Origin of the sequence: Pseudoalteromonas fuliginea, from assembly GCF_000690055.1 — a bacterium.
GTDB classification, from domain to species: domain Bacteria; phylum Pseudomonadota; class Gammaproteobacteria; order Enterobacterales; family Alteromonadaceae; genus Pseudoalteromonas; species Pseudoalteromonas fuliginea.
The window spans coordinates 37,157-50,400 of sequence record NZ_JJNZ01000066.1 but is presented as its reverse complement, the minus strand read 5'-3'; the positions used below and the strand labels follow the sequence as shown (position 1 = coordinate 50,400).

Annotated in this window: 12 protein-coding genes and 1 tRNA gene; 2 read left to right on the top strand and 11 right to left on the bottom strand. The window is 38.7% G+C overall.

Annotated features, from left to right (window positions below):
* Positions 1 to 308 precede the first annotated feature (308 nt).
* Together DC53_RS04145 and DC53_RS04150 are read right to left on the bottom strand one after the other, a co-directional pair.
* Positions 309 to 611 carry a DUF6172 family protein gene (locus DC53_RS04145; RefSeq protein WP_007375896.1) on the bottom strand — a complete coding sequence of 101 codons (303 nt, stop codon included), beginning with the start codon at positions 609 to 611 and terminating at the stop codon, positions 309 to 311.
* Between the two features lie 258 nt (positions 612 to 869).
* A complete protein-coding gene (locus DC53_RS04150) occupies positions 870 to 1,397 on the bottom strand; it encodes a VC2046/SO_2500 family protein (RefSeq protein ID WP_033023203.1) in 528 nt (175 codons plus the stop codon).
* Between the two features lie 112 nt (positions 1,398 to 1,509).
* Here DC53_RS04150 and DC53_RS04155 point away from each other — a divergent pair.
* A tRNA-Tyr gene (locus DC53_RS04155) sits at positions 1,510 to 1,594 on the top strand.
* Positions 1,595 to 1,636: 42 nt separating this feature from the next.
* Here DC53_RS04155 and DC53_RS04160 read toward each other — a convergent pair.
* The 3 genes from DC53_RS04160 to DC53_RS04170 all read right to left on the bottom strand — a co-directional run bounded on the left by DC53_RS04160 (position 1,637) and on the right by DC53_RS04170 (position 4,050).
* The gene (locus DC53_RS04160) at positions 1,637 to 2,335 is read right to left on the bottom strand and encodes a M48 family metallopeptidase (protein WP_033031337.1); all 699 of its coding nucleotides are present in this window, start codon (positions 2,333 to 2,335) and stop codon (positions 1,637 to 1,639) included.
* A 541-nt stretch (positions 2,336 to 2,876) separates the two neighbouring features.
* Positions 2,877 to 3,302 (bottom strand): VOC family protein, encoded by a 426-nt coding sequence (locus DC53_RS04165; RefSeq protein WP_033031343.1) that lies wholly within the window; start codon positions 3,300 to 3,302, stop codon positions 2,877 to 2,879.
* 16 nt (positions 3,303 to 3,318) lie between these two features.
* Positions 3,319 to 4,050: an HD domain-containing protein gene (locus tag DC53_RS04170; protein ID WP_420892178.1), complete on the bottom strand. Its 732-nt coding sequence runs from the start codon at positions 4,048 to 4,050 to the stop codon at positions 3,319 to 3,321.
* Positions 4,051 to 4,114: 64 nt separating this feature from the next.
* Between DC53_RS04170 and DC53_RS04175 the strand changes: the two genes are divergently transcribed.
* On the top strand, positions 4,115 to 5,305 hold the full coding sequence (locus DC53_RS04175) for a class I SAM-dependent methyltransferase (RefSeq protein ID WP_007375901.1): 1,191 nt from the start codon (positions 4,115 to 4,117) through the stop codon (positions 5,303 to 5,305).
* 19 nt (positions 5,306 to 5,324) lie between these two features.
* Here the strand turns inward: DC53_RS04175 and DC53_RS04180 are convergent, their stop codons facing one another.
* From DC53_RS04180 to pgl, 6 genes are all read right to left on the bottom strand, one after another.
* The gene (locus tag DC53_RS04180; RefSeq protein ID WP_008135574.1) at positions 5,325 to 5,621 is read right to left on the bottom strand and encodes a PilZ domain-containing protein; all 297 of its coding nucleotides are present in this window, start codon (positions 5,619 to 5,621) and stop codon (positions 5,325 to 5,327) included.
* An 8-nt stretch (positions 5,622 to 5,629) separates the two neighbouring features.
* Entirely contained in the window at positions 5,630 to 6,010 is a 381-nt protein-coding gene (locus tag DC53_RS04185; protein WP_007375903.1) for a response regulator, read from the bottom strand.
* A gap of 75 nt (positions 6,011 to 6,085) precedes the next feature.
* A complete protein-coding gene (gene hrpA / locus DC53_RS04190; protein WP_008135573.1) occupies positions 6,086 to 9,973 on the bottom strand; it encodes an ATP-dependent RNA helicase HrpA in 3,888 nt (1,295 codons plus the stop codon).
* 194 nt (positions 9,974 to 10,167) lie between these two features.
* Entirely contained in the window at positions 10,168 to 11,199 is a 1,032-nt protein-coding gene (locus DC53_RS04195; RefSeq protein ID WP_033031341.1) for an isoaspartyl peptidase/L-asparaginase family protein, read from the bottom strand.
* Between the two features lie 291 nt (positions 11,200 to 11,490).
* Complete coding sequence (locus tag DC53_RS04200) at positions 11,491 to 12,195, bottom strand: SapC family protein (protein WP_007375906.1); 705 nt, start codon at positions 12,193 to 12,195, stop codon at positions 11,491 to 11,493.
* A gap of 338 nt (positions 12,196 to 12,533) precedes the next feature.
* Entirely contained in the window at positions 12,534 to 13,244 is a 711-nt protein-coding gene (gene pgl / locus DC53_RS04205) for a 6-phosphogluconolactonase (protein ID WP_033031335.1), read from the bottom strand.

The window sequence follows — 13,244 nt, the reverse complement described above, 5'->3', positions numbered from 1 at the left end:
TTTATGCAGGTTGGTATTATAGGGTTATTAGATAATTTATATTGTTCAAATACTTATACCAACTCTTTTAATTAAGTGATCTATTTTTAGATAACAGAATCGTGTCGATAACAAGACAAAAAATCGTTATTTAATTGTCCTATATCAGAAATTTTTAACGCCGTTAGCGTCAGATTTAATCCCTCAAACTGATTAAGCATGATTGCGGATTGGTTGGTTAGTATTATTCAGATTGATATTAAAACCCACATAACAAAAATGGACCACTTGGGTCCATCTCTACTTTACGAGTACTTAAAATTTAAGAGTTACTCGTCGTCATCTAAATCAGCTTGTTGACGCTGTGCTGGCTTTGCTAAAATCTCTACGTAGAAAGACTTTAAATCTTGCTTTTCGATGTCGCTGATATGATTGCTAATCTCTGCAACGTGCACTACTTGAGCATCTTCAGCTGTATTGCCAAACTTACAGTCAAATGCCCAGTAATCAGCATCTTCAGGTAGCGTTTTATTACGTTCTCTTTTCAAATATTTTTTCACTTCGTGCTTTGCAGCATCGACCATACGAGGGTATTTGATTTTCTCGTGATTCAGCGTGAATGTTTTCTTCATTACGTTCCTAATTACCTTGGTTTAATGATAACGGCATTTCATGTCATACCATTTGACATCATTATAGCAATTGCATTAAATTTTTGGATGGTTTTTTTAAACTAAATCAATTTTTAGGCAATTAACATTATAAATAGCTACAAAGCCTCTCTTTTTAGCCATCATTATTATAAAAATGACCATTTAAAGCTTGTTTTACTGGGCCTGACATAACCTGATTTGAAATCGTAGATAGATAAATTATTTTGTAGGTCAATATTATGCTGTAGCTAAGTGAAGCGGTTGATGTAATGATTCATCATTAAGACCATCATAGAATGAAGCTACGTCCATTTGCGGATGCGATAGCTGAGTCTCTTTGTTCTTAATACGTCTGCGCACAGCTAGCTCACAATTATCAAGCACATTGAGTGGAATATGAGCTAAATCATTTCTTATTGAAAGTGGTTCAGGGTTTAAGCAGTGTCGTAACTTAATATCGCTCATACCTGCATGCTCTCCCACATTTGATAATAAAGCGGCGTTGTGTTGCCCAATCAACATATTAAACTCATCCGGTGCTAAAGGCTGCTTCGGACCCGAACCAAATTGCTTACGAAGTGTCTCTTCTTCAACAATAGGGTTTTCAATATCTGTTTTTGGAAAATGGAACTGACTAAAATCAAGCGCATCGTGGGATAACATTGCCAATAAAAGAGAAAACTCTCCTCGACGTTGTTCGTGTACACTTTTATTCAACCGTGTACTTAGTTGACTCTCTGTGATTAACAAATCGTCGATTTGCATAGACTTTAGCCGATTATTGTAGGTAATAGATATTTATCGGCTTTATTTCATTTTTCTTTAGCTTTTTTCTTTACTTAAATATAAGTTTTGCTATTATCAGCGCCGTTGCATTGGAGGGGTTCCCGAGCGGCCAAAGGGATCAGACTGTAAATCTGACGGCTCAGCCTTCGCTGGTTCGAATCCAGCTCCCTCCACCACTTTTCTTCTAAAATACCTTATATTTTAAACTTCAATATTTTTTAAAATTCCCACTGTAAACTTTGTCCATTATTCTTTAACCAATCTGATGCTATCTTATGATCCGGATAAAACTTAGCTACACGTTGCCAAAATACACGACTGTGGTCTAAGTGACGTAAATGCGCCAACTCGTGGACTATGACGTAGTCTATAATTGATTTTTTGGCTCCAATCAAGAGTAAGTTAAACGTAAGCTCACGTTTACTATTACAACTCCCCCATTTACATTTATAGATACGTATTCGTAAATCATTCGGTAAAGGTTCCTCCATTAGTTTACAAAAGTGAGCAAGACGCATATCAATATATAATCCTAATTTTTCAGTTAAATACGCCTCAAGTAATGTTTTATACTTCAATTTTTTATGGCTCACTCGAGAAGAACACAATACGCTTAATGTATTCTCATGCTCTATAACTTGAGAATGCAAAGCGTGTTCAAACGTTATGTCTATAAGATTTGAGAAAATTAGAATTTTATGTGTTTCGAGTGGATATTGCTTTGAGTCTGCAATATTAATCTGTTTATCAAGTTGGCTATTTACCCAATCTCGTTTCTCAACCAACCATAAATCCAACTGTTTTTTAGGAACATAATGAGGCGCATAAACGGTTATTGACCGTTGGTGCACTTTAATAGCAACAGTCTTACGTCGGGCACTTCGCTTTAATTGATACTCAAACAACAGTTCTACCACATTTAACCAACACGAAATTTCTAATATTTTATACCAATAGGCTTAAGTATGGGATCTAATTAATAATAAAAAACTGGTCTATAACTAAGTGAAAACTTTATATCTAACTGCTTCAAACGATAATAGAAGACCAAGCCCTGCTGACCTTACAATATTAAAGTTCATTTTATCTAAGAGCGATTTAATCGCTGCGTGAGGTGTGTCACCTAGTGGGGTCGGTAACTTTTCATGCGTTACCTTACTGACTTACATCCATGTGAAAACAAGTAAAAACCTAGCAAAGCTTCTGCGTCCTGATCACGATTTTCACCTATATTTGTGCAGCGACAAAACGTAAATTACCTTTAGGTTGAATCCTAAAAACAGCGCATGTCTGGCACTTATGTTAACTGTACAAGCACAAATAATTGCTAAAAAATACAGTTTCACTTGAAACAAAAAAGCAGCGAATAAACCCCAATTAAATATTATTCAAAGTGATAGCAGTATGATAAAAACTTACACATAAATTCATATAATGGGAATTATAGGATTAACTACATTAGCTTTTTTTAGATGAATGCGAACCTAAGTTAACCGATGGATAGTAAAGTTTTATATACGAGTAATCATGAGATGTGATCTCATGGCTATTACCACTGTCATCTTTAAAATACATTGAAAACGTTACACCATGATCAGCAAGAACCGCTTTTATATTTAAACTTTCAAGATGACTAAGCCACTGTATAAATTGCTCCCCTGTTGCCAAAAATGCAATTCCTTTACTGCGCCCCTCACCTTCAAAAAGTGCTAAACGAGTCTTTGAACTAGCATCCTCGAGCGTTAAAGGTCCTCGTCCATCCTCATTCCAAAAAGCAAGTTCGGGTACTATACTAAAACCTAAAACGCGCTCATACCATTTAACTGCATTCGATAAATTTTCAACATTCAAATGGCAATGATCAATACCTGACAATTTAGGCATATTTTTATTATCCACGTTACTCACCAATTTCTGACTTTAATTGCTCTAAAAACTCATGCATGTAAACTGTACGCCTATTCGCTTCTGCTTTAGCTGATGGAGTATTCATGCTTTGAGCAATATGTAATAGTTTTATAAAAAAATGATCAAGTGTATATTTTTTATCATCAGCTTCTCGTTCAATACAAAAAGGGTCTTCTGGGTTATACAATAACCGAGAAATTGAGCCGCCAACTTTCATACATCGACTCACTCCAATCGCACCTAGTGCATCCATTCTGTCAGCATCTTGTACTATTTGCGCCTCAACTGTTTTAATTTCTATATTTGCGCTAAAGCTATGAGCCGCAATAGCATGATGAATATCATCAAAAAGTGACTCGTCATAATCAATCGATTTTAAAAATTCCAGTGCCTTATCTGCTGCCATAGTAGAGGCTTTTGCACGATCAGGGTGGTTTTTAGCCACCGCCACACAGTCATGCATCCACGCTGCAGGTAATACAACTGACATATTAGCCTGCTCTGCATTACATAGTTTTATTGCAACGCGCACCACTCGCTCTATATGCGTAATATCGTGAGCCACATCGGCATGCACTAAAGAGGTTATAAATTCTCTGCATTGTGAATTAAGTATTTGTAAATCGGGGCTTAAAACGGCGTCAGGCACTTTCAGGTTCCAAAAGCTAATTAATAAGTGAATTATTAGTACTTTACCGTGCTTTATAGCACTCTTGCAAAACATTCATTGTATGTTGCCCGCTGCTTGACTAAAATATAGCGCTTATTTATTACTACTGAGAAGCCTTATGTCATCTGCCGTTTACCTACAAGCTGGTCGCGATAAATCATTAAAAAGAAAACACCCTTGGTTATTTTCAAAAGCCATCAAAAAAATTAAAGGTAAACCTGGATTAGGCGACACAGTAACGATTCACGATAGCGAAGGTAAGTTTTTAGCAACTGCTGCTTATAGCCCTCATTCACAAATTCGTGCACGTGTTTGGAGCTTTGACGAAAAAGAAATCATCGATCAAAACTTTTTTGAACGCCGTTTACGTCGCTCATTAGAAGCACGGAGCCAAGTAATAGAAGAAGGCGGATTAACAGGCTTTAGATTATGTGCAGCTGAGTCTGATTACTTACCAGGCGTTACAATCGATAAATTTGATAATGTACTAGTTTGTCAGTTACTAAGTGCGGGTGCCGAGCGTCATAAAGGCGAGATTGTTGGCGCGTTAATGGCTATTTTTCCAGGTTCTAGCATATACGAGCGCTCAGACGTAGAAGTTCGTACAAAAGAAGGTTTGGAGCCAATTAAAGGTGTTCTTTGGGGTAATGAGCCAACACAACCTGTACTTATTGAAGAAAACGGCTTAAAAATTGAAGTCGATATAATTGAAGGTCATAAAACCGGATTTTACTTAGATCAACGCGATAGCCGTGCTGCACTTGAGCGTTTTTCAAAAGACAAAACGGTACTTAACTGTTTTAGTTACACAGGTACATTTTCGTTGTACGCTTTGCGTGGCGGGTGTGAGCATGTCACTAACGTTGATGTATCGCAACCAGCGTTAGATACTGCTAAACGTAATGTTGAGCATAATAACTTAGACTTAAATAAAGTTGATTTTGTGAAGCAAGATGTCTTTAAGTTACTGCGTCAATACCGCGACGAAGGCAGACAGTTTGATACCATCGTAATGGATCCACCAAAGTTTGCTGATAATAAAGCGCAGCTAACGGGCGCGTGTCGTGGTTATAAAGACATCAACATGATTGCCATGCAAATACTAAAACCAGGTGGAACATTACTGACATTCTCTTGCTCTGGCTTAATGGAGCAAAACCTATTTCAAAAAGTTGTTGCTGATGCGGCTCTTGATGCGGGCAAAGATCTACTTATAATGGAACGATTAAATCAAGCAGCCGATCACCCAATTGCGGGTAGCTACCCTGAAGGCTTTTACTTAAAAGGCTTAATTTGTAAGGTTTTTTAATATCTAATCATTCATTTAATTAGTTAAACTGAATGATTTCAAGGCCTGCTGTTATTGTGCCATCATCTTCTTTGCTGGCACGTATTACCTTAGCCGTTGCTTTTAACGGTGCAATGCTAGGGTGAGTAGACGCTATATCAACTGTTAAAATAGTATCTGGCTCAAGTAAATCATCCAAATGCAATGATAACCCTGTCGCGCTCAAATCAACACACTCTGCCGTATAATTCAAGCCAGCTACTGGCTCCACTGTTGTTAAATTTGCAGTCGCATTTACCTGCATACGTCTAAAGTTTCGTTTGTCATCTGTGAACATAAATCCCTCTACACTATTGTATTAATTTGCTCTAACAATACACTCATTGAAAATGGTTTTACTACATAAGCGTCGCATCCTGCGTCAAATCCGGCTTTTTTCTCCAACTCCGACTCAAGGCCAGATACCATAACAATAGGTATATTTTTTGTCTCCGGGGTATGTTTTAGCATACGACATGTATCGTAACCATCAAGTCCTGGCATGCACACATCAAGTAAAATTATATCAGGTGGATTAGCAACCGCTGATGCTAAACAACTTTTACCTGAATCAGCATAGCTCACATCAAATTTAGCAGTGAGTGCTGCTTTAAGAATTTCATAATTAAAATACTCGTCGTCGACGACTAGCAGCCGTCGTGTTTTAGGTTCGATCAATGAGGACATGGGTATGCCGTTTCCTTCTCAAAGCAAAAATAAGTCCTCCCATTAAGGTACTAAGCTTAATGGAAAATGCAAGTTTTATTCTATTTCTTTTATTGCATTTAAAATGCGTTTTGATGAAATAGGATAAGGAGTTCCTAATGTTTGGGCAAACAAAGAGACTCTTAGTTCTTGCTGCATCCAAAAAATAGCGGTTACTTCTTGGGGAATTGGCAACCCTTTAGGTGTTTTATTAGTTAATTTCTTATATTCAATTGCCACTTTATCAAGTTCAAGTACGCATAACCTATCTCTGTTTGGATCAACTGGTAATTTTTCTAAGCGTTTTTGAATAGCTTTTAGGTAACGGATTAAATCCGTTATTTTATCTGCGCCATGCGCGCTCACAAAACCCTTAAATATAAGTGACTCAAGCTGTGATTTTATATCGCCGTGCGCCGTTATCATGGTTAAATCAACGCGCCCTTTCATTTTTTTATGCAGCGCGTGAGCAATACTTAATACTTGCTCAACCTGCGTTGCAATCGACACAACAGCATCACCGAGCTCACCGCGTATTTGCTCTTTTACTGTTTCAAATGCTTTTTCGTCACGTATATCACCGTGTTTAACTAATAAGCTATCGACACCTGCGGCTATACAGTCATCAATTAAATCAGCTATTTTACCAAATGGATTAAAGTACAAACCCAGCTTTGCTTTATTCGGTAAGTTTTGTTGTAAATACTTAATTGGCGATGGCACATTTAATAACACTAAACGGCGCAAACCTTGTTGATGTGCTTGCTGCGCTTTTGCTTCGTTATCAAACAGCTCCACTGCAGCGGCTGATTTTTTATCCACCAGCGCAGGGTATGCTTTTATCTCATATTGGCCTTGTTTTTTAACATATGAAGATGGCAGCTCACCAAAATCCCATTGTGTTAGGTCTGATTTTTCAATGCCTTTATCGGCTACTTTAGAGAGTGTTTCGGTTACTTCACCTTGCAGCTCTGCTTTAAGTTTGGCTAAATCAAGTCCACGAGCAAGTAACTTATCGTGTTCATCACGTACTTCAAACTGCAATCTTAAATGCGGTGCAAGCGCGGTTAAATCCCATGCCTCTGGATCAACTTTTACTCCTGTCATTCTCAATAAACGCGTCGTTAATGCATCAATTAAGCTCCCTTGCATTGGCTCAATAGCTGCCAGCACTGCATCAGCATAGTTTGGTGCTGGCACAAAATTACGACGAAGCGATTTAGGCAATGACTTTATAAGCCCACTTATTAGCTCATGCCTAAATGCTGGTATGTGCCAGTCAAAACCACTTTCTTGCACTTGATTCAACAGCGCGACCGGTATTTGTACCGCAACGCCATCAACGGCTTGGCCTGGATCAAAATGATAAGCAAGCGGCAATATAATATTGTCTTGCTGCCATGTATCAGGGTAGTCAAACTCGGTTATATTACTTGCACCATGCTGCATTAACTCTTCACGAGTCATGTGTAGGTAATGCTTATTTTGTTGTTTTTGTGTTTTATACCATTTTAAAAATGCAGCGCGGTTATTAATTTCTTTGGGTATTTTTTTATCGTAAAATTCAAATAACGTTTGCTCATCAACTAAAATATCACGACGACGTGACTTATTTTCCAGAACTTGAATATCTTCTATTAGCTCACTGTTAAATGCTAAAAAGCGCTCGTTTAAGCCCAGTTCTTGCTCAACTAATGCAGTGCGTACAAAAAGCTCTCGACTCACTTTAGGATCAATGTTGCTATAAACACAGCGGCGTTTGTTTACAACGAGTAGGCCGTACAAAGTTTGCTGCTCAAACGCAATTACCGCACCTGGCTTTTTCTCCCAATGAGGTTCTGTGTAACTACGTTTTACTAGGTGTTGTGCTAATGGCTCTACCCAGTTAATGTCTATTTTTGCATTTGTGCGGGCATATAATTTACTGGTTTCTACCAGCTCTGCTGACATGATCCATTTAGGGCTCTTTTTAAATAAACCTGAACCCGGAAAAATATGAAACTGACTATTACGTGCGCCTTTGTATATTTGTTTTTCATCTTTAAAGCCAATGTGGCTTAGCATCCCGCTTAATAACGCCTTGTGCACAAGTTCGCCATCAGCCGCTTGGCTGGTTGCTTTCATGCCCATTTCGTTACACACAGTACTTATTTGATAAACAATATCTTGCCATTCACGCAGACGCATATAGGCCAAAAAGTCTTTTTGACACAGCTTTCTAAATTGGCCGTTAGTCAGCTCGCTTTGCTGCTCTTCTAGGTAATTCCATAAGTTTAAAAAAGCAATAAAATCTGAATCTGGGTCGTCAAAACGACCGTGCTTTTCATTGGCAGCAGCACGTTTTTCTTGTGGGCGTTCACGTGGGTCTTGAATGGACAATGCTGCCACAATAATAATCACTTCACGCAATGCGCCAAGTTTATGGGCCGTAAGTACCATTTTAGCTAAACGAGGGTCAACCGGTAATCGGCTAAGCTCTCTACCTGAAGCGGTTAAACTCGTTTTGTTATCACGTTTGTCTGGTTTTACTGCTTGTAGTTCTTCTAATAACGATAGACCATCACTTATATTACGGCTATCTGGCGCTTGCACGAACGGAAATTGCGCCATATCACCAAGCCCGAGTGCCAACATTTGCAAAATAACTGAAGCAAGATTAGTACGCAGTATTTCAGGGTCGGTAAACTCTGGGCGCGATAAAAAATCATCCTCAGAGTACAAGCGAATACAAATACCCGCTTCAACACGTCCACAACGACCCATACGCTGATTAGCACTTGCTTGTGATATAGGCTCTATTGGCAAGCGCTGTACTTTTGTACGATAGCTGTAGCGACTTATACGCGCAGTACCTGGGTCTATGACATAACGAATACCCGGCACGGTGAGTGACGTTTCGGCTACGTTAGTCGATAAAATAATATGGCGACGAGAATGTGGCGCAAATATACGGTTTTGCTCTGCGTTAGATAAGCGCGAATAAAGTGGCAATACATCGGTGTGTTTTAAATTACGCTTGCTAAGTGCATCAGCGGTATCGCGTATTTCACGCTCACCATTTAAAAATATGAGAATATCGCCAGGGCCTTCAGCGCACAGCTCATCAACGGCATCAAAAATACCTTGTAGCTGATCGCCCTCCGCTTCCATATCATCTTTATTAATATCAGTAATAGGGTTGTAGCGCACATCAACAGGGAAAGTACGACCCGATACTTCTATAATGGGCGCATCATCAAAGTGCTTTGAAAAGCGCTCAGGATCAATAGTCGCTGAGGTAATTATTATTTTTAAATCAGGGCGTTTTGGAAGTAGGTTTTTTAAGTAACCTAGAATAAAGTCGATGTTTAAACTACGCTCATGCGCTTCATCGATAATAATCGTGTCGTATTGATTTAAAAAGCGGTCTTGCTGAATTTCTGCCAGTAAAATACCGTCAGTCATCAGTTTTACATACGTATTATTAGAAACCTGATCGCTAAAACGTATTTTAAAGCCAACTTGCTGACCAAGCTCACACTTCATTTCTTCAGCAATACGATTAGCCACGGTACGCGCTGCTAATCGACGTGGTTGCGTATGCCCTATTAAACCATCAACACCACGACCAAGCTCTAAACACATTTTAGGTATTTGAGTTGTTTTGCCTGAGCCCGTCTCACCGGCAATAATAACCACTTGGTTATTTGCAATGGCGTCTTTAATTAATTCCTTTTTTTGACTTACTGGCAATTGCTCAGGGTAAGTCACTTTAGGGAGGCCAGCTAAGCGCTTATCGCGTAATTCTTGGCTACGGGTTATATCAGCCGCTATTTTTTCAAGCGCGTTGGCATGCTTGTTTTCATCGGTTATTTTTTTTACGCCATGTAAGCGTTTTTTGAAAATGAATTGATCTTTTTTTAAGCACGTTTTTAGCTCGCCAAACAACTGACCTAGGTTTACCACCCGCATACCTTATAAAATTAGTTAAAGAGCCGTAATTGTATCAAATTAAACGGCTGGGGTTAATCCTACAAAATGCATAACGCGAGGTTGTTTGTTATATAAACGCTGTTATTGAACTAAACGGTGAATAATAAATTTATTTTAAGCAGTTATTTTCAGCGTTAACTACATTGAATAAATTAAATGACGTTGGCTTATTCGTCGTTAAAAATGCCCACGTAGGTCGCTTGCGTATTCGATTTACTAGCTCGATACATGCCAGAGGTATTAAACGGCAAGCTAATATTACCCTTAGTATCAATAATAATGACGCCGCCAGTGCCACCAATGGGCTTAAGCACACCGTTTATAACTTCATCCCCTGCTTCGGCTATGGTTTTACCTTGGTACTTAACGCGCGCACATATATCGCTTGCTACGTTATAGCGAATAAAATATTCACCATGCCCTGTTGCTGATACCGCGCACGATTCATTTTCAGCAAATGTTCCGGCCCCAATTACCGGCGCATCCCCCACGCGGCCATAACGTTTTGCCGTCATACCACCGGTTGATGTACCTGCTGCTAAATTACCATTTTTATCAAGCGCCACTGCGCCAACCGTGCCCATTTTGTAAGAGTTAGGTAATGCTTTGTGCGCGGCTTGGTACTCTTTAGTGGTTGCTTTGGCTTTATCTAATTTTTGTTTTGCTTTTAAAAGTGCTTTGTAGCGAGGCTCGGTATCAAACAAGTTATTTTCGATAAGTTCAACACCTTGCTCTTTAGCAAACTCTTCAGCGCCTTGCCCACTGAGCATTACGTGTACAGAGTTATCCATTACCAAACGCGCTAAATTAATTGGGCTCTCAATATGCTTTACACCCGCAACTGCACCTGCTTCACGGTTTCGACCATCCATTATTGATGCATCAAGCTCATGTCCGCCATCGTAAGTGTATACCGCTCCACGCCCTGCATTAAAATAAGGGGATTGCTCTAATACTGCAATTGCTGCAGTCACCGCATCTAAGCTTTCGCCGCCTTGATGTAATACTTTATAACCTGTCTCTACTGCTTGCGTTAATTTTGCCCGATACTCTTTTTCTTGAGCGGGTGTAAATCGTGCTTTTTCTATTGTCCCTGCCCCACCATGAATCGCAATGGCAAAAGGAGTCTCTGCAGCTAATGCACTATTGCTTAAAGCAACAAGGCTGCTCGCAAAAATGGCTAATAATGGTATTTTCATAATGAGTTCTTTTATGGGGAAGTTATAAACCAATGTGAATGGTTGCGGGCTTAATTTCAACCAAAGTGAGTTTAATGACATAAAAAAAGCGCCTTAAGGCGCTTTTTCAAAATTTAACGTGTTTGTAATACCAATTTTATTAAAAACATGATTATTCTAGCGTATTAAATAGCTCACTAACTACGTTGAAAATTATTTATATAGAACAACTATGTATCATAATTTTAGCCTTGTTATTGAGCTATTTTCTTATCGCTATAATAGAACACTAATTTAATGCAATTGGTATAATTAAGCTTGTTGAGCTTTTAAACGCGCTAAACGTGCTACTTGATGAGTAGACGTTAAGAAAGAATAAATTGGTGCTAAGTAACCACGTTTACGAAGCTCTAGGAAATCAGCATCGCTTAGCTCGTTTAGCTTTTTCTCATCGATAAGGTAAATACCGTTTATGTCTTTTTTCTCGCCTTTAATGTCTACTGTAAGCGTTTGCGCAATTAGTAGCTCTTTATCAGCAAGGAATTTAGTGAACGCTTCAGTTACTTGAGAAAACTCAATAAAAGATACAAGCGCTTCTTTACGACGTTTTAGGTAATCAGTCTCTTCGCCATTTTCGAATAATGCGTTGCCTTCATCTTCACCAACAAGCGCACTTGCTTCATCAATTACAATGCCGAATTGATCTTGCTCTGGGTGCTTAACTAGACCCAGTGGGTAACGAGTAGATGCCATTGGTGCAAATGCTGCTGTCCATTTACCATCTTCTACAAAAAGGTTTTCGCCTGGCTCAAGACCAAACATAGCGACAGCTTGGTAAGTGTCATTTTCGTTATTTTTAACGAATGACATTGGAAACTCGTTTGCTACACGTGCAAACTCATGTGCAACTACTGGCACTAAATGTTGAGTTTTCATGAATTCTACATTGATGCCATTTTTAATTTTAATGTTGGCATGTTTTTCGTTGTGTAAAGGCTGTACTTGTTGCTCCGCCATGTTACTGCTCCGTTTATTTTTAGTTTATGTGTTTCATTTTTAATACCTTAAGGCTAATGCTTTTGAAACCAAAAAGGAAGGGAAACTTTTATGACAGTCGTCATCAAAAAATAAAATTTAACTAAATCCAAGCGTTGCTAAAAAACACACAACCAAAACACATAAAATCAGATTAAAAACAATACACTTAATGACTATTTTTAATACAAGCTACGGATACTCATTCACATTGATTAACAGTCAGAGTGCGTTTATTTATAGTGTTTAGACTTAAATTTGAGCAAATAAAAAAGGCAGCTTATATAAGCTGCCTTTAAAAATCACATTGGTACTTTAATTTAAGGCGCCCAATACACTTCAATATTTATGCTTGGGTGGTTAAGTACAGCGCGAAGTGGCATATCATTAACATCGCCCCCCGCTTTTGCTTGCTTATAAACAGCGAGTTTTTCTTCACCGCTAATTAAAAGCTTAACGACTTTAGATTGCGCAATGGCATTTAAAGTTAGTGTCATTCTCTCAGTAATACTACCGGTTACTTCACTTTGTATCGCGTTAATAGCACACACTGATTGTGTGGTTGTTAAACCATGCTCTAAACCGTTTGCATTTGGGAATAACGACGCTGTATGGCCATCTGGGCCCATACCTAAAATAGTCACATCATATGGTATTTTTAGTTCGCTATAAGCCGTTTCACACTCTTGTGTGCCCTGTTGGGCCGTTGCAGCAGTGTTCTTCATAGTAATAAAGTTAGCAGCACTACCATGATTTTGTAATAATGTACTTTTAATAAATGCTTCATTACTTTTTTCATGGCTTGAGTCTACCCAACGCTCATCAACCATAGCAACATCAACATGTTGCCAATCTAAATCAAGGGTTGATAAATGCTTATAAGCAGGTGCTGGTGATGAACCGCCTGATACCATCAATACAGCACGTCCATCATTTTTAATACCATCACGCAGTGATTGCTCAAGCGTTGCTGAAAGCTCTTTCGTCAACGCATCTTTATTATCAAAAAATTTCTCAACTAATGTTGCCAT

What these genes read in the sequence shown, in the direction of transcription:
- DC53_RS04150 (WP_033023203.1), bottom strand. Translation starts at nt 1,397, where the DNA reads ATGCAAATCGACGATTTGTTAATCACAGAGAGTCAACTAAGTACACGG.
- DC53_RS04175 (WP_007375901.1), top strand. Translation starts at nt 4,115, where the DNA reads ATGTCATCTGCCGTTTACCTACAAGCTGGTCGCGATAAATCATTAAAA.
- pgl (WP_033031335.1), bottom strand. Translation starts at nt 13,244, where the DNA reads ATGGCAACATTAGTTGAGAAATTTTTTGATAATAAAGATGCGTTGACG.
- DC53_RS04180 (WP_008135574.1), bottom strand. Translation starts at nt 5,621, where the DNA reads ATGTTCACAGATGACAAACGAAACTTTAGACGTATGCAGGTAAATGCG.
- DC53_RS04185 (WP_007375903.1), bottom strand. Translation starts at nt 6,010, where the DNA reads ATGTCCTCATTGATCGAACCTAAAACACGACGGCTGCTAGTCGTCGAC.
- DC53_RS04200 (WP_007375906.1), bottom strand. Translation starts at nt 12,195, where the DNA reads ATGGCGGAGCAACAAGTACAGCCTTTACACAACGAAAAACATGCCAAC.
- DC53_RS04195 (WP_033031341.1), bottom strand. Translation starts at nt 11,199, where the DNA reads ATGAAAATACCATTATTAGCCATTTTTGCGAGCAGCCTTGTTGCTTTA.
- DC53_RS04170 (WP_420892178.1), bottom strand. Translation starts at nt 4,050, where the DNA reads ATGTTTTGCAAGAGTGCTATAAAGCACGGTAAAGTACTAATAATTCAC.
- DC53_RS04145 (WP_007375896.1), bottom strand. Translation starts at nt 611, where the DNA reads ATGAAGAAAACATTCACGCTGAATCACGAGAAAATCAAATACCCTCGT.
- DC53_RS04165 (WP_033031343.1), bottom strand. Translation starts at nt 3,302, where the DNA reads ATGCCTAAATTGTCAGGTATTGATCATTGCCATTTGAATGTTGAAAAT.